Here is a 16195-nt window from a genome sequence, read left to right as displayed (position 1 = left end):
AGTTTTGTGCTTAGTTTTAAAACAAAAGGTGCTAGCCATATAGCAACAATAACGTTTTAAGCTAAGGGCTATCACCTCGATTAAAATACATACTTTAATAGGTCAATCTCTTTTTCATAGTAATTTCTAACCATTTCAGCGTGATTGTTATGATAATAATCCCGATAATGATGGCGATTTATTCTATAGTCCCCCTTCGCATTTGGTAACCAACCATCAAAAGGAATTGAGAGATTTTCACAAACGGTTTTCAAATCAGGATTCATGGATTCATAATGGCCAATAAAACCAATAGCTGGTTGCTTTTCAATTGAATAAATAGGAAAGTTGTAAGCTTTTTTGTATCCCCCATTTTTCATAAAATCTTTAAAGCTTTCTTTCACAGGAGACCGATTGATAAAATAGTAATAGGAAATGACTTTATCCCAAGGATTTCTATCAAAGCAAAATTTAAACTATGAATTCCATATTTGTTCCCCTATTAACCCTTTAACCTCAGCTGCGGACATATGATTATAATATTGATGTGTTTGACATTGATGATTTTGCGGAAATTTATTTATACTCTTTCTTATTAGTTCATCTTTTGGAGAAATGGGAGTAATAATATCTTTATCTCCACAATAGCGCGATAAAGATATCTCAATGCTTGTTCCAGCTGTTTTTTTCGCTTTCAAAAAGATAAATTTATGACGATGAGAAACAATCATATTTATTCACCTCATTCTGACTTTGTACTTACCATCTTATGTTGAAGTATACAAAAAAGGGGACTAGCCTGATAAATCTCAAAGCTCTTACGCCTCAATTGAATAACGATCACACTTTGTCCAGAATGGGTTTTTTACATCTTTCGCATATGCCCTTAAGTAAGTTAGAACTCTATTTTAAGCTTTTCATACAACTTAAACATCCTTCTCCGAGCTCTCTCCCCCTGCTGAAAATCTTGTAATTCATCGATAAATAATTGAGTTAGCATAACAGCTGTATCAAATTGATAGAGCCATTTAACGATGTCGGGTACCCGCTTCATTTCAGACTTAAAGTCGGGATAGCCGCTAATAAAATCTTCATTCAGGAATCCATAATCCTTAATTCTCATTAGCTCCAATACAGGGTCACCTATCATCGCATTTGTCCAATCAAAGACCGCTTTTATCTTTGAGTGCTGGAAGATGAGGTTTTCTGGACGAATATCCATATGAAGTAGTCGAGTTTTAGCGGGATAGGAGTTTAAAATGGTTTGAAGGTCAAGGCTGCTAGGCAATGGAAATTGTTGATTCAAGATTTTCTCAACCTTAAGTGTTCTCTCCACGATTCGCTGTGAAAGAGAATGATGAAAGTCTGCTTCCATATCAGGCAGTTCGGTCATTGTATGTAATTGATACGTTAACTTCCCCATTTCTTTAAAAGAAACCTCTTTATGATTGCCATTTATATATTCTTGAATCATAAAAGAAAATGCTTCATCATTATGAAAATAATGGATCCTTGGGACAGGTATATTATGCTTTCTACAATGGTTCGTGAGGAGAAACTCTTTTTCCAATCCTATTTTGAAGGTTGGATCCTTTTCCCATGGAACTCTTATCACCACTTCTCCCCATTCCATTGTGGTTGCTTTAAACACGCAATTTTCTACTCCAGATGCGAAAGGGACGACCATCAATAATTCACAAATGGGTTTACATTCTGTTTCAATTACATTTAATAGATGACTCGTTTGTTGTAAGTTCATTCTCTACCCCTTCTTTTTAAACAGCCCTGCCCATAGATCTGACACTCCAAAAACAGGTTCTTGTTCCTCAACATTGCGCATTTTCCTTATTTCAATCATCTGAAAATCGGCAAAAATTTTCATTAGTTTTTCCTTTGTAAAACCAAGACCGCCTCTTAGACTTCGTTCTCGATATACATCATAGTCCGTCATACTAGATCCACCTAAATTGCCGCCTTCAACAAAACAAGTCAGAGCAAAATAACCATCTGGTTTAAGCATTTGATTCAAGAGATTTAAGTAATTCATTCTTCGATGTGGTGCAATATGATGGAAGCAGCCGGAATCATAGATGAAGTCATATTTCGTTGATTCCTGAGGAAGTTCAAAGATGTTCTCTTCAATAAAGTTAATCGATAGATTTCGTTCCATTGTCCGTTCTTTTCCCCATTGGATGGCTTCACTTGACGAATCCACCGCATCAACCGTGCAGCCTTTCTCTGCTAAGAAAATCGCATTTCTACCAGGACCACAGCCTAGTTCTAGAACATGTCCCTGGCTAATAGTCTTATTTGCAAAGTATTCTACTAGGTTTTCATCGGGAGCATTTTTAAAAAAGGGGATTTTCTTATTGCGATCCGTATAAAACTGATTCCATTCAAAGCGAGATTGTTCCTTAAGTAAAGTGTCTAACATTTTTAACACATCATCTGCTGTTTGAATTGTTTCCTTACTCATTTAAGTTCCTCCCTTGATTGAGTCTAGTTTTAAAATAACACTTAATCATTTTTCCGAATTATTATAATTTTACCATTACCAACTATTCGAAAAATAGTGATAATTATAAGGTTAGACTCTGGGATTCTACTTTCTATTTCAACAGAAAATCCTAGCAACCCTTCATCCTTACACTTCTATTTAATTTCTCTCTCACTTTTGGTAATTCTCTATAAAACCATTCATACGCTTTACAGATGTTTTCCTTTAATTCATCTAAGGAGCTATTTTTGAAAAGTCCTTCTAATTCAACACAAACGTCTTTCGGTAAATGCTTTGATATACTGACGATGTAGTAATCGTGATTGATCGGTTTGTAGTTAATTCTTAGTAGTTCTACTAAGGGTTCTAAAACGAATTTTTGGTAATATCCGAATGCTTCCATAAACTTTCCTCTTGCTATGTATTTTTCAGCTCTCGCCTTCTGTTTCATCGTATTTTCAAGACTAATCAAACGTTTGATTAGTTGCTGGTGAAGGCTGTTTTTATCCAATGATTGGTACTGAATAATCCCTTTCTTATCAAAAAGAACATAGGGAACTTCACTGTCATTTTCTATTGTGAACTTGAACCTCCTGCTCTCACTTTGAATCGTAACATCTAAGAATAGGAATTCAGGTGTTCCTTGCAGATGGTACACTTTATATTTTAATAGAGGCTGATAACTTTCCTCCGAATTCAAGTCTAAGGGACCGATTTCTTGTAAGGTCTTTTCAATTAAATGGAAGCTGTCTGCTTCAAATCCATCTACAACATCCATAACAATATCCAAATCTGAATAGTTATCAGCACTTCCTGTACCATCTGACCCTTCTAGCCACATAGCATTAATATTGGGATTCTCTATTAAGCTTTTTTGTAACTTGGTTAAAATCAATTGCTTTGTAATCAACTTTCTCACCCCTTTAAAGAGAATCGAAGCGCTCCCCTATTCTTTAATGATGTATTTATATATAAGTTGACCGATCCTGCTAAGTACGTATCTTGCATTTTCTTTATCAGGGGTCTCACCTATTAAAACGGCCACATATGCTGTTTTTTCCCGAAAACATATGATCGCACAATCATGCTCAAAACCTGGAAGCTCGCCTGTTTTGTTGGCGACAAATACTTTGTCAAGATCCATAAGGGAAGGAAGCTTATGATTGAATTGTTGGTTGGACATGATCGTTAAGACTTCCTGACGACTTTCTTCTGATAAAAATGAATCTTCGTTTATTATTTTTAAAAGGGTAACCATATCTTCTGCACAAGTAAGGTTATTCTTCCCATTCTGGATCGCATGAAGGTCCATCATATGACGATCTAGCTTTGTACATGATAACCCTAGAGAATGAATACAATCATTAATCAAGTCCTTGCCGATGATGTCAATGAGAATATTGGTTGCTGTATTATCGGAAACAATAATCATTAAGGTCATTAGGTCTTTTACAGTCAAAACCATTCCAGTTGACAGGACATGGATCACTCCTGCTCCATCTGCTGTTGGATAATCTGCGATTCGAATCTGTTGATCTAGTCTTAAAATTCCTTTTTCAACTTGGCGGAAAGCTTCTATTAGAATTGGGATTTTGATTAGACTTGCAGAAGAATACACTTCATCACTATTAAACTCAAATACGTGTTCGTCCATCTCGAGCATGACACTTACACGGCCTTTACATTCCTTAATAGTCTCATTTATACATGTTTCTAACATCTGGAAGTCCATTACTTTAAAACCCCTCTTTACTTTGTAACTGCAACTTGATTGCCGTCAAAGTCCCCCGTCACCTTTTTATCATATAGATGGCAGGCAACAAAATGGTTTTCTTCTACTTTTAACCAGGAAGGCTTTTGCTTTGCACATACCTCCATTGCATAAGGACATCGTGTTCGAAACACACAGCCACTTGGTGGATTGATCGGACTTGGCAATTCTCCTTGTAAAATAATTCGTTCTCTTTTGTCTTCAATATCAGGGTCAGGAATCGGAATTGCTGATAATAAAGCCTTCGTATAAGGATGAAGTGGATTTTTATATAGCTCATTGCTTGTTGTTAGCTCTGCTAAGTGTCCTAAATACATGACAGCAATCCGATTGCTAATTTGTTTAACCATCGAAAGATCATGGGCAATAAACAAATAGGTTAATCCTTTTTTCTTTTGGAGCGTTTTCAACAGATTGACGACCTGTGCCTGAACAGACACGTCAAGAGCGGAGATTGGTTCATCAGCAATAATAAATTCTGGATCCAACGCAAGTGCGCGGGCAATTCCAATCCGCTGTCTTTGACCTCCACTAAACTCATGGGGGTAACGATTGGCATGATCTCGATTTAAGCCGACATCCTCTAGCAATTGATAGATACGTTCCAAGCGTTCCTTTTTATCAGGATATACGCCATGTACCTCCATCGGTTCAGAAATGATTTCTCTTACCGTGGAGCGAGGGTTAAGTGAAGCATAGGGGTCTTGAAAGATCATTTGCATTTTCCCTTGAAAATGAAATTTCTCCTTTTTATTTAATGAGTGCACTTTTTTTCCTTCGTAAATGACTTCTCCTTCCGTATGATCATATAAACCAATAATCGTTCGGCCTGCCGTTGATTTTCCACAGCCTGATTCCCCTACAATTCCAAAGGTTTCGCCTTTATAAATATGAAAGGAAACATCATCAACTGCCTTGAGTGTCTCCTTTTTATTCAGAAAAAAATACTTCTTTAGGTTATTCACTTCTAATAAAACTTGGCTTTCCATATTCATTCCCCCGTCTCATGCCAATAACGCCTAGCTGCACAAAGCTCTTTTTCGTAAACGGTTCCTTCTAACGGGATGATTTCAATCGCTTTTCCAACATTCGGGGAATGAATCATCTTCCCTTGCCCGCAACAAATCCCTACATGATGGATGCGACCTTTTCCTTCTTCATAGGCAAAAAATAATAAATCGCCAGGTTCAACCATGGATAATTCCACAGGCTCCCCCGACTTCGCTTGGTCACTGGCATCGCGTGGAATGATCACCCCATTCGCTTTACACATCGTATAACTAAAGCCTGAACAGTCAAATCCATAGCTGCTCATTCCTCCCCATAGATAAGGAAGTCCCAAAAACTGCTTCCCCGCTGAAACGATTCTTTCCCCGTTCCCTTTTGGAATATTTTCTAGTGATGAAAATAATAACACGTCCTCTTTCTTTATGAAGCAAGGTCCAATAGGAGTTTTCACTTCTATAGAATGATCTTGATCATTGGTCACAGGCAGAATAGTCTGATAGCTCAGCTCCATTAATGATTCATTCTTTTGATTTCGTAATGTTGATTTTTTATTTATTACAACGGCAACCTGCCCTTGTCTCACAGACCAATCCGGTTGATGTGAAAGCTGTGATTTTGGTATCCATCCTGGATATCCTCGTTCATCCTTAGAAGAAGGCTGATCAAGGACAATCACCTGCAGCCAATCATTCTTTTCACCTATAACCAACACTTCCTGACCAAATAAAACCTGTGATTGGACTAAATTGTTGTCACATAGTTCTAAACCCGTTTCATATGTTAATAAATTCAACCAACTCTTTACATCTGCAGGATTCGATATTGCATCTCGGTCGATTTCTCTTGGTGACTCAAACGACGTCCAAACCGTTGCCACCGGTACACTTACAACCCATCTCTTTTCTAATGCCACAAGTCATTCCTCCTTAATTAATTAGTTCCTATCTATCAGCCGTGGTTCTATTTTCTATTGAATACCTGGTTCAACCATCACTTGTTTTTCATAAGTATTCATCGTCGCGGTTACCCCTAGTGGAACAGATATATGGGGTGAGCAATGTCCAATCTTAAATCCTTTTAATGCTGGCTTGTTTACGAGTTTAATATAATCATTCAATACCTCATCTAACGTTAAGGTTTGTTTTCTATTTGGAATGCAATGATTCATATATCCAACTAGGATCCCAGCGACGTCTCGGAGTTTTCCTGCCATATATAATTGGTTAAGCATTCGATCCATCGATCGCGGCTCCTCATTGATTTCCTCAATCAGCAGTAATTTTCCTTTTGTGTCGATTTCGAATGGCGTTCCGAGCGTACTCGTTAATAGTGATAAATTCCCACCTATAAGCGTCCCACTTACATTTCCATGAATCATGATCTCTAGAGGGGATATTTGTTCATTATAATCAATCGAAATCGGATCAAATAATTGATTGAAAAGCTGTTTGGATAAGGGGTCAGCATCCTCTTTCCCAATATCTGAAGCAAGCATCGGCCCATGAAAGGTGACAAGCCCTGTTCGCTGATAAATGGCCGTATGTAAAAAGGTAATATCACTATACCCCCAAAAGATTTTAGGGTTCTTTCTAATAAGGTCGTAATCTATCAACGACGCTATTCTAGCCGTACCATAGCCACCGCCTGCACAAATGATCGCTTTCACCTTTTTATCCTCGAACATCTCATGCACATCTTCTAATCTATCAAGGTCTTTACCGGCTAAATAACCAAATTCCTTTTCAATATGGCGGCCTAGCTTGACCTTCAAGCCTAGTTCTTCTAGAAAGAATAACGAACGTCTTAGATTTTCTTGATTCGGTGGGCTTGCTGGGGCAATGACCCCAACAGTATCTCCTTTTTGCAGACGCTTTGGTTTTACTATCAAAAATGAAACACCTTCTTTAGTAGAAAAAGGCTATCTAAAAGGAGTCTAGTACCACCATTCTTTCACCATATATAGAAGATATTTAAACGGTTTCTTCTGTATAGTAAAGTTGTGGTTCCTGACACCTTTGTGATTAGGATAGCCTTTTCCTTTTTTTTATTTCGAAATCTTTTACTGTTTTTTATCAGCCCATTTAAGCTCTAAGTAGCCAACCGGATGGCGGACAATTCCTGATACTGCTTCATTTTGCAAGTATACTTGGTTGTAGAAATGGACAGGAAAGATCGGTGCGTCTTCAAATAAAATTTTCTCTGCTTCGTACATTAATTGGAAACGTTTTGCTTCATCTGATTCACTTTTCGCCTCTTTAATTAATTGATCAAACTCCTTATTACTCCAGCCTGTACGATTCATAGAATGTCCTGTTTGAAAGTTTTCTAGGAAGTTAATAGGATCTGCATAGTCCGCTAAGAAAGAGCTGCGGGACAATTGGAACTTAAGGGCTGTTTGTTCTTCAGCAAATACATTCCACTCCATATTGGCCAATTTCACGTCTACATCTAACGTATCCTTGAACATTTGCTGAAGAGTTTCCGCTATGATTTTGTGAGTATCACTTGTACTGTAGGTCAATGTAACCTCTGGAAGCTTGTCATACCCCTCTTCTTTCATTCCCTTTTCCAATAAGGCTTTCGCTTCTTCTGCGTTTGTTTCTACAAGCTTGCCGTTTGTCTCGCGGAAGTCGTTTCCTTCGGGGTCTTTGAATCCTGGAGCAACAAATCCATAAGCAGGCTTTTCCTTATTTTTTGTGACAAAGTCAACGATTTTTTGTTGGTCAACAGCCAGGGCAAAGGCTTTACGAATATTTTTATTTTGAAAAGGCTCTTTTGTTACATTAAAGCGATAGAAATAGATACCAGCTTGATCTTCAACCTGTGGATCTCCTTCTTTAAAGAGCTTTTCACTTAAATCGGCAGGAACATCAGAGACATCCAGTTTTCCCGTTTTGTACATTTGGTATTCTGTATTCGGATCGTTCACTATAGCCCAATCGACTTTATCTAATTTCACAGTATCAGCATCCCAATAGTGTTCATTTTTCTCCATTAAAAAGCTTTCATCATGATTCCATTCCGCTAAATTGAAAGGACCATTCCCCACAAATGTCTCTGCTTCCGCAAACCACTCAGGATTTTCTTTTGCTACCTTTTCATTAACAGGGAAAAAGGCAGGGTTCGTAATGACACTTAAGAAGTACGCTTGCGGGCTTGTTAACGTTACCTCAAACGTTTTGTCATCAACAGCTTTTACTGCAACATCATCAGCTGAACCTTCCCCCTTATTAAAGGCTTCTCCTCCTTCAATTAAGTAGCCTAAAAAGGCAGCTGGTGAACCCGTTTCCGGATCTAATAGTCGTTTCCAAGCAAATACGAAATCATGCGCTGTTACATCATCTCCATTTGACCATTTAGCATTGTCACGAATATGGAAGGTATAGGTTTTACCATCTTCTGAGACCTCCCACTTTTCAGCTGTTGCTGCTTCAGGCTCATGATTTTGATTGAGCCGTGTTAGCCCCTCCATTAAATTATTCAATGCACTCCAGGAAACAGAATCAAAACCAATTGGCGGATCAAAGGATGTCGGCTCTAAACCGTTATTCAAGTATAAAATCTTTTCACTGTTTTTCTCCTCCCCCCCATCCTCACTACCATTGTCAGTACCAGTATTCTCATTGGCTGTACAAGCTGAAAGAACAAACACAAGCAAAGCTGTCAAAAACAATCTAAAAAACGGTTTCATCATGAGTCCTCCCTTGTTAATGGTTTTTATTTAATTCTATTTAAATGAGTCTACTTGCTCTGTGCACGGGCTATCGGTCACTTACTTCGTTTTATCGGGCAACTTCTTAAATATATCGGTCGGTCCCTCTATTTTATCGGTCTAATAAGCTTATATATCGGCCATTCGACAATTTGCGACATTTCCACTCTAGCTTCATTCGGCCGTTTATTATATCAAGTAAAAGCCCATTAACAGTAAATTCAATTGCTTATAGCCTCGCGTTAAATGTTGTTGTAATGGATGCTAATTTAGCTCTTTCGTCTTGAAGCCAGCAATCGACATGATGATCTTTACTTAAAGTTGTTTTAAAAGGGTAAACTCGATCGCATACCTCCATTGCATCATCACATCTTGGGGCAAACGGACAACCGGCTGGCGGTGAAAATAAATCTGGAGGAGAACCCCCGATTGGGACTAAATCCACTCCTTCTATATCCAAGCGTGGCACAGAGTTTAACAGCCCCTTTGTATAAGGATGCTGAGGATGGTAAAAGATCTCTCTTCGTGTTCCTTCTTCAATGATTTTTCCAGCATACATAACGGCAATTCGATCGGCTACCTGTGCCACGACACCTAGATCATGGGTAATTAAAATGATAGAGACACCCGTTTCCTTTTGAATATCTCTAAACAAGTCCAATATTTGTGCCTGAATGGTGACATCCAATGCCGTTGTCGGCTCATCAGCAATCAGTACCTCCGGCCGACAAACTAGGGCCATCGCAATCACCATTCTTTGCCTCATTCCGCCGCTAAATTGATGGGGATATTGCTTAAAACGGATGGTTGGGCTTGGAATGCCAACCAACTCCATCATTTCAAGTGCTACTTTTTTTGCTTGTTCTTTCGTCATTTGTTCATGCTGTCGAATTCCTTCAATAATTTGGTCACCAATCGTGAGGGTTGGATTTAGGGCAGTCATAGGATCCTGAAAGATCATGGATATATCAGCCCCGCGAATTTTTCTCATTTGTGGCTCATTCACCTTTGTTAAATCCATCCCTTTAAATAAAACCGATCCCCTTATTATTTTTCCTGGAGGGTCTGGTATCAGGCGCATGATGCTTTGTGATGTAACGCTTTTCCCGCATCCAGACTCCCCCACAATGGCAAGGGTTTCTCCCTTATGCAAGTCAAAAGTCACTCCCCGAACAGCCTTCACTTCCCCGCCATAGGTCGAAAATGATACATGGAGATCGCTTACCTCAAGTACTTTTTCCATTAGGTTTACCTCCTTTGCTTTGGATCTAGAGCATCCTGGAGTCCATCGCCTAAAACATTAAACGAAAACATTGTTAAAGAGATGAAAAAGGCTGGAAAGAATAAGCGCCACCAGTGCCCTGATAGAATAGTAGATAATCCGTCATTCGCCATTGATCCCCAACTTGCATATGGAGGTTGGATTCCAAGACCTAAGAAGCTTAAAAAGGCTTCCGCAAAAATAGCGGCTGGGACGGTTAACGTCATTTGTACAATAATCGGCCCCATTGTATTCGGAAGGAGGTTTTTCTTGATAATTCTTGATGTTTTCGTTCCAAATGTTTTGGAAGCGAGGACAAATTCATAGTTTTTAATTTGAAGAACCTGTCCCCTGACAATCCTGGCCATCCCCACCCATCCCGTCACGGTTAAGGCAAAGATAATCGTGAATAATCCAGGACCCATTACAACACTAATCAAGATAACAACAAGCAGGTAAGGCAATCCGTATAAAACCTCGACAACCCGCATCATAAAATGATCGGTTCTTCCACCTTTATATCCAGCAATCCCTCCGTAAACGACTCCTACAATGAAGTCGATAAGGGCGGCTACAACACCGACAAATAAAGAGATTCTCGCTCCATACCACGTTCTGGCAAACACATCCCGCCCGAGCTCATCTGTTCCAAACCAATGCTCGCTTGATGGCGGTAGGTTTTGGTTCATTAAATCCTGATGGCCAACAGAGTGAGGAGTGATAATCGGCCCAAAAATCGCCATAAATGTAAGGAGCGATAAGAAAAATAATCCGACCATCGCTAATTTATTTTTCACTAAACGGCGCCAGGCATCTTTCCAATAGGATAGACTCGGCCTGACAACTGCTTCGGCTTCCGATTCATCCATTTCCTTCGGTTTAAACCATTCATCTGGGATATCAGATGAAATATGGGGGTCATGAGGCTTTCTTAATTCCACTTATCTCCCCTCCTTTTTATGAAGCTTGATACGTGGGTCGAGAACACCATACGCAAGGTCTACCAAGAAGAGCATAAGGATTAAAATCGCACTATAGAAAACCGTTGTCCCCATAATAACGGGATAATCCCTCGTGTTAATGCTTTCAACAAAATACTTCCCCATGCCCGGAATGGCGAAAATCTTTTCAATAACAAAGGTGCCTGTTAGAATGCTTGCTGCCAAAGTGCCCATTACTGTGACAACAGGCAAAAGCGCGTTTCTTAGGGCATGCTTTACAACTATTTTCACTGGTGATAGACCTTTAGCTTTTGCTGTCCTTATATAGTCCTGCGTCAACACTTCCAGCATGCTCGAACGGGTTAAACGGGCAATGAGCGCCATTGGCCCGGTCGCCAATGCTAAGGTGGGTAAAATCATATGTCGAACGCTTGTCCAAGTAGCAACAGGGAGAATCCCCCAATTAACGGCTACTTGTTGGATCAAAAGGGTGGCCATGACAAAGTTTGGAATCGATATTCCTAATACGGCAATGGTCATAGCTAAATAGTCAATCATCCCATTGTGTCGAAGTGCCGCAATAATCCCAAGAATAATTCCGGAGAGTGTCGCGATCACAAGCGTGACCATCCCCAATTCAAAGGATACCGGAAAGCCCCTGCCTAACATTTCATTAACGGTCTGCGAGGACTTCTTAATGGAAGGACCGAAATCTAATGTGATGACAGACTTTAAATACATTCCGTATTGAACTAGGAGAGGTTCATCGAGATGATAATGGGCTTCCAAGTTTTTTTGAACAGCTTCACTGGTTGCCCGTTCTTCATTAAATGGAGAGCCTGGAATCGAATGCATCAAGAAAAAGGTTAAGGTAATAATGACCCACAATGTGACCATCATCGCAAGCAGTCGTTTCATCAAGTAAGTTTTCATATGCTCACACTTCCTAACAGAATTTCGTTCCCATTGCTAATTCAGTCATCACAAGCATGGCTTGATAGGCTTCTAGTATGTTTTTGGCTTGGTATTGGACAGTCGTTGTTCTTGGCAAGATTTCAGTACCAGGCATTAAATTTGCCCACTCTGCTTGTCCGTAGTTTGCAAATTCTATCCCTAACAGTGGTCTTTCTGGTGGAGTAAGAGGCTTGACACGGCCTTGATTTTGTAAGGCTAGTGCTGTTTTTTCGTGGAGTAGTTTTCCTGCTTTGACAGGCGTTAACGATTTTGCCGCCGACCTGGAAATCGTTTCTTTTACTATTGCAGTGGTCACATTAGGGATGAGCTCTTCTGCCTCAAGGGCAGCCTGGTCATCCCCAGCAACCATTAAAACGGGTACACCGTAGTAACCTGCAACATAGGCATTGAACCCTAATTCTCCAACGGCTACATCATTTATGTACATGTTTCGAACACCAAAAATCATCGAATGTGACATCACTCCCTTCATCGAAGCACGGGCATGGTAGCCAACAAATACCGCACCATTAAAACTTTCATCCAATCCTTGTACCATCGAATAGGGCTTCACATCACCTGTGATCAGCTGTGTTTCAGGATGGAGCTTTTCAATTAACAGATTATTCATTTTTGAATGACTGTCATTAACAATCACTTCTTTACAGCCTTGATCAAAAGCGGATGTGATGACATGATTCGCTTCCTCTGTCATGATGACACGGCTGCGATCATAATTATGTCTGGAAGAGTCTACATGTGTTTGATCAACCAATCCGGTGATTCCTTCCATGTCAACAGATATGTAGAGTTTCATACATTCCCTCCTTTGTTATATTTTTCTTAATTTTCTTAATATTATAATTTATAAATCTCGTTTTTTCAATTTTTCTGTATAAAACTAACATTTTGCTTATAGAGGATGTATTTCATTTCATCCAATAGTCCTAGACGATGGTTAAAATTAATGTAAATTATTTTTAAAAATCATTCACCCTTTAATCCATTTGCATATAGTGTATAAACCGCATTATTCGTTGGGTAATCGTCAATTGAGTCCCCTAATTAGAAAAAGGGCTGTCCAAAGACCAAGGTGTCATGGACCACAAATTCCATTTATAGAAGAAACCTTCAAATCATCTTCTATATATGGATAATCATAGTGGTTCCGGTCCCTGTATGGACAGCTCCTTTTTTCATTTCGAAAAGGAAATTAGAAACTTATGAAACAACAAAAATAGTTGAAACCTACCAATGATTTACAACGTATAACACACCAAAGGAGGGAAAATGGATGGCACCATTTAAGGAAGAAAAACTATATCGAATTGAAATAATAAGCAAATGTGAAGTGTTAGGGATAAAGGAATCGTTATTTGGAGTACCCTATCCTTCTTTTGATGATATTCGCAAAGGAAACTTTGGCTATATTCCTGTAGGTACGAAAGGCTGGGTAATGAGGAAGTGGGGAAAAACCTACTTTTTTCCTGATCAAAACCAAGAAGGATTGGAATTATTTGTCCCTGCAGATCAACCTATCGTTTTAATCCCTTATCATAAAATTAAGGATCATTATAAAAAGCTCTGATTCTTAAATACCATTGCGTAATCCAGGGGATTTGGAATCGGGACAGACCTACCTAATATAAACGCTGCCGCTCTTTCATCTTATCTACCTATTCCAGAATGGAGGTAATTCCGGACCCGTTTCTGAGACTCAAACAGAAAGAAGGTCGATAATCATGGAGGTTATTTTTTACTTTGTATTTACGGCACTGGCATTTTACTTCATTTACGGGCATATTAAACTATTTTCCTTTATAAGAAATTTAGGGTTTCGAGTCCGGTTCGTATTATTTTTCCTTTTTGAAATCTTTTTTGCCTTGTTCAGTGTATTCGTCGTTTCAGATGAAGGCTTCTCTACCGATATCCTGTATGGTGGAACGGTACTCTTATTGATTTTATGTTCCTTTCTCGCCTATTTTAATGAAGCAGGAAAAAAATCGATTAAAGAAAATGATAGAAAGTATGGAACTAAGTCCCCAAAATGGATTTTTGAAAATAGTAGTGGAGGAAGTGTGAATAGTAGCGGCTGGAGTGACAGTAGTTGGGGAGATTTTTGGGGTGGAGATTGATCTCCCACCGCAATGAAAAATAGCAGTTTCCCGGGTAATAATTTGTCGGGAATCCGCGATAATTTGTCCGTTAGCCCAATTTATTTGTCCATTTTCAGCAATATATTGACCGTTCGACATGTTACTGCAAAATTCGCGCCTTATCTGGTTTTAATACTATAGAATCTCATTGCGTTTCTAGTTGGTGACTACCAGTAAGGCATTCGTTCGATTAGATTTTTTCAAGAAATTTAATAAAGAATTAGCTTATTTTTATCCATGGATGGTATCTATTCAAATGAATTCTCTGAAGCAGTATACTTTTTGTATATTAAATGTAATTGGAATTACGTTCGAGAGTAATTTTTCAAAGTGATGTTTTAGTTTCTATCTTCTTATTTTCAACTTTACGATGTTTATCGATTTCTCGACAATATATGACAATATCCGCCCCACAACAGCCCACTCCCCACAGCAAGAAAAAAGCTTCCCTGCTCTCACAGAAAAGCTTCTCTTAAAACCCTACAATCCTGGACTATACGATGTAGCAGGAATATCCTCATATTCTTCAGGATTTAACTCATAGACACTTTCATTTGCGACCCCGCTAATAATCGCATTTAGTCCCGTTTCAACGGCTTTGACGAGCTGTCCCTTTTTCTTTTGACCCATCGTCCAGGTTTGACCTCTTACTTCAAATAAAACAGTACCGCTTCCATTCAGTGCAAATGATCCAAGTGCTGTTCCTGGAAGGTCTAAATCTTGTTGATACAAGGTGATATTATTAAAAGGTGAATTCCCGATAGATTGTAAAGCATTATAGGCAGCAACGTTTAATTGTCTCGAGAAATCATAGTTATAGTTGTCGGCGTACTCAGCATACTTACTCCCTTCAGGACTATTTGGTTTTGGAACAAATTGACCAGATAAAGACATTGTCACAAGGTCGTCTGTTCCTTCTACATAGTATTGACCTTGATGATGGAGGTCAATGAATACTTCTACTTTCCCAAACTCTTCTTTCAAGCTTTTATAAACATCCCTTACTGTTTGCGATTCAGGGGTAATATACCATCCTGGATCACTCGACGTCCCAGGGAAATCCTCTGGCTGCGGGGTGTAGTTTAGATCTGGATTAAAATCCCTGTTCACATCAAAACCAGGTCGTTTACTGTAATCTACATCCTGAAGTGTTCTCGTATAATAATTCCAAGCAGGGGCTACACCAGATAAGGAAGGATAGGCTTCCACCACTTCCCCCCATGTTAAATCGTTTGCTCTTCGATTTAATTCACTTGCATCAGGATTCATTTTTGGCAAAACAACAAGAGTGATTTCTTCTCTGATTTTTTGTGCTTCAGGTGAATTGCTTGATCCTAGATATTGAAGAATGTTCAATAAAGCTTCTGTTCCAGTTTTTTCATTCCCATGGATTTCACTTTCAATCATTACGACTCTATCGCCCTCTCCCACTCGAGCTTGAAAAATTTCAAGACCATTATGAGAATAACCGGCAACATCAACGGAAACCCTTCCTTGACTTGCTTTTTCAATTTGCTTAAGCTTCTTTGTCATTTCAGCATGATTTGTGAATCCTGAAACCGGCAATTCTGAATTCTCATTGTTCAGATTCCCATTTGGGGAGTTTGCTGCGAAACTTGGCGATACTAGACTTGTACATAGAAGTACGGCTGCTACACTTGATACCATTTTTTTCTTCTTCAAATGCTTCTCCTCCTAATTGTTTCGGTATGCTAAATATTTTCGGAATGAGAGGAGAAAAACCCTTCACCAGCATAAAAAACAGTCTATTTTGTATAGAAAATTTTATTGATCTCCAGTTCATTCTTCTTATAATTTTTGAAAATTTTGAATTTTACTCCTACGAATTTCTTATTTTACAGGGCAAGTGCTTGCCATTAAATTTTAAGAAAACTTCCTCCTCAAATGTATTTCCA

Annotated in this window: 17 protein-coding genes; 2 read left to right on the top strand and 15 right to left on the bottom strand. The window is 38.9% G+C overall.

What is annotated here, in order from left to right; all coding sequences use genetic code 11:
• Positions 1–80: 80 nt before the first annotated feature.
• The 14 genes from JOC86_RS20750 to JOC86_RS20685 all read right to left on the bottom strand — a co-directional run bounded on the left by JOC86_RS20750 (position 81) and on the right by JOC86_RS20685 (position 12940).
• On the bottom strand, positions 81–359 hold the full coding sequence (locus JOC86_RS20750; protein ID WP_205174861.1) for a hypothetical protein: 279 nt from the start codon (positions 357–359) through the stop codon (positions 81–83).
• A gap of 96 nt (positions 360–455) precedes the next feature.
• Positions 456–710 carry a hypothetical protein gene (locus JOC86_RS20745; protein WP_205174860.1) on the bottom strand — a complete coding sequence of 85 codons (255 nt, stop codon included), beginning with the start codon at positions 708–710 and terminating at the stop codon, positions 456–458.
• 164 nt (positions 711–874) lie between these two features.
• Positions 875–1738, bottom strand: coding sequence for a phosphotransferase family protein (locus JOC86_RS20740; protein WP_205174859.1), 864 nt, complete (start codon positions 1736–1738; stop codon positions 875–877).
• Between the two features lie 3 nt (positions 1739–1741).
• A complete protein-coding gene (locus JOC86_RS20735; protein WP_205174858.1) occupies positions 1742–2455 on the bottom strand; it encodes a class I SAM-dependent methyltransferase in 714 nt (237 codons plus the stop codon).
• A gap of 151 nt (positions 2456–2606) precedes the next feature.
• Positions 2607–3386, bottom strand: a complete 780-nt coding sequence (locus tag JOC86_RS20730; RefSeq protein WP_205174857.1) for an aminoglycoside 6-adenylyltransferase — start codon at positions 3384–3386, stop codon at positions 2607–2609.
• A 36-nt stretch (positions 3387–3422) separates the two neighbouring features.
• The gene (locus tag JOC86_RS20725; protein WP_205174856.1) at positions 3423–4208 is read right to left on the bottom strand and encodes a serine hydrolase; all 786 of its coding nucleotides are present in this window, start codon (positions 4206–4208) and stop codon (positions 3423–3425) included.
• Positions 4209–4225: 17 nt separating this feature from the next.
• The gene (locus JOC86_RS20720; RefSeq protein ID WP_275583421.1) at positions 4226–5236 is read right to left on the bottom strand and encodes an ABC transporter ATP-binding protein; all 1011 of its coding nucleotides are present in this window, start codon (positions 5234–5236) and stop codon (positions 4226–4228) included.
• A 2-nt stretch (positions 5237–5238) separates the two neighbouring features.
• The gene (locus JOC86_RS20715; RefSeq protein ID WP_205174854.1) at positions 5239–6168 is read right to left on the bottom strand and encodes an NlpC/P60 family protein; all 930 of its coding nucleotides are present in this window, start codon (positions 6166–6168) and stop codon (positions 5239–5241) included.
• Positions 6169–6222: 54 nt separating this feature from the next.
• Positions 6223–7143, bottom strand: a complete 921-nt coding sequence (locus JOC86_RS20710; RefSeq protein WP_205174853.1) for a S66 peptidase family protein — start codon at positions 7141–7143, stop codon at positions 6223–6225.
• Between the two features lie 171 nt (positions 7144–7314).
• Positions 7315–8946, bottom strand: a complete 1632-nt coding sequence (locus JOC86_RS20705) for a peptide ABC transporter substrate-binding protein (RefSeq protein ID WP_205174852.1) — start codon at positions 8944–8946, stop codon at positions 7315–7317.
• 250 nt (positions 8947–9196) lie between these two features.
• Positions 9197–10210, bottom strand: coding sequence for an ABC transporter ATP-binding protein (locus JOC86_RS20700; RefSeq protein ID WP_205174851.1), 1014 nt, complete (start codon positions 10208–10210; stop codon positions 9197–9199).
• Positions 10211–10215: 5 nt separating this feature from the next.
• A complete protein-coding gene (locus tag JOC86_RS20695; protein WP_205174986.1) occupies positions 10216–11097 on the bottom strand; it encodes an ABC transporter permease in 882 nt (293 codons plus the stop codon).
• A 72-nt stretch (positions 11098–11169) separates the two neighbouring features.
• Positions 11170–12102 (bottom strand): ABC transporter permease, encoded by a 933-nt coding sequence (locus tag JOC86_RS20690; protein WP_205174850.1) that lies wholly within the window; start codon positions 12100–12102, stop codon positions 11170–11172.
• Positions 12103–12115: 13 nt separating this feature from the next.
• On the bottom strand, positions 12116–12940 hold the full coding sequence (locus tag JOC86_RS20685) for a M55 family metallopeptidase (RefSeq protein ID WP_205174849.1): 825 nt from the start codon (positions 12938–12940) through the stop codon (positions 12116–12118).
• Positions 12941–13417: 477 nt separating this feature from the next.
• Between JOC86_RS20685 and JOC86_RS20680 the strand changes: the two genes are divergently transcribed.
• Positions 13418–13711, top strand: coding sequence for a hypothetical protein (locus tag JOC86_RS20680; protein WP_205174998.1), 294 nt, complete (start codon positions 13418–13420; stop codon positions 13709–13711).
• Positions 13712–13865: 154 nt separating this feature from the next.
• Positions 13866–14258, top strand: coding sequence for a hypothetical protein (locus JOC86_RS20675; RefSeq protein ID WP_205174848.1), 393 nt, complete (start codon positions 13866–13868; stop codon positions 14256–14258).
• Between the two features lie 501 nt (positions 14259–14759).
• Here JOC86_RS20675 and JOC86_RS20670 read toward each other — a convergent pair.
• Positions 14760–15962, bottom strand: a complete 1203-nt coding sequence (locus JOC86_RS20670; RefSeq protein ID WP_239587749.1) for a M14 family zinc carboxypeptidase — start codon at positions 15960–15962, stop codon at positions 14760–14762.
• Positions 15963–16195: the final 233 nt, after the last annotated feature.

It is taken from the genome of Rossellomorea pakistanensis, from assembly GCF_016908495.1.
GTDB lineage: Bacteria > Bacillota > Bacilli > Bacillales > Bacillaceae_B > Rossellomorea > Rossellomorea pakistanensis.
Note: the sequence above shows the minus strand (reverse complement) of the source record. Positions and strands in the feature narration are given on the sequence as shown.

What these genes read in the sequence shown, in the direction of transcription:
- JOC86_RS20750 (WP_205174861.1), bottom strand. Translation starts at nt 359, where the DNA reads ATGAAAAATGGGGGATACAAAAAAGCTTACAACTTTCCTATTTATTCA.
- JOC86_RS20745 (WP_205174860.1), bottom strand. Translation starts at nt 710, where the DNA reads ATGATTGTTTCTCATCGTCATAAATTTATCTTTTTGAAAGCGAAAAAA.
- JOC86_RS20740 (WP_205174859.1), bottom strand. Translation starts at nt 1,738, where the DNA reads ATGAACTTACAACAAACGAGTCATCTATTAAATGTAATTGAAACAGAA.
- JOC86_RS20735 (WP_205174858.1), bottom strand. Translation starts at nt 2,455, where the DNA reads ATGAGTAAGGAAACAATTCAAACAGCAGATGATGTGTTAAAAATGTTA.
- JOC86_RS20725 (WP_205174856.1), bottom strand. Translation starts at nt 4,208, where the DNA reads ATGGACTTCCAGATGTTAGAAACATGTATAAATGAGACTATTAAGGAA.
- JOC86_RS20720 (WP_275583421.1), bottom strand. Translation starts at nt 5,236, where the DNA reads ATGGAAAGCCAAGTTTTATTAGAAGTGAATAACCTAAAGAAGTATTTT.
- JOC86_RS20705 (WP_205174852.1), bottom strand. Translation starts at nt 8,946, where the DNA reads ATGAAACCGTTTTTTAGATTGTTTTTGACAGCTTTGCTTGTGTTTGTT.
- JOC86_RS20700 (WP_205174851.1), bottom strand. Translation starts at nt 10,210, where the DNA reads ATGGAAAAAGTACTTGAGGTAAGCGATCTCCATGTATCATTTTCGACC.
- JOC86_RS20695 (WP_205174986.1), bottom strand. Translation starts at nt 11,097, where the DNA reads ATGGATGAATCGGAAGCCGAAGCAGTTGTCAGGCCGAGTCTATCCTAT.
- JOC86_RS20690 (WP_205174850.1), bottom strand. Translation starts at nt 12,102, where the DNA reads ATGAAAACTTACTTGATGAAACGACTGCTTGCGATGATGGTCACATTG.
- JOC86_RS20685 (WP_205174849.1), bottom strand. Translation starts at nt 12,940, where the DNA reads ATGAAACTCTACATATCTGTTGACATGGAAGGAATCACCGGATTGGTT.
- JOC86_RS20680 (WP_205174998.1), top strand. Translation starts at nt 13,418, where the DNA reads ATGGCACCATTTAAGGAAGAAAAACTATATCGAATTGAAATAATAAGC.
- JOC86_RS20675 (WP_205174848.1), top strand. Translation starts at nt 13,866, where the DNA reads ATGGAGGTTATTTTTTACTTTGTATTTACGGCACTGGCATTTTACTTC.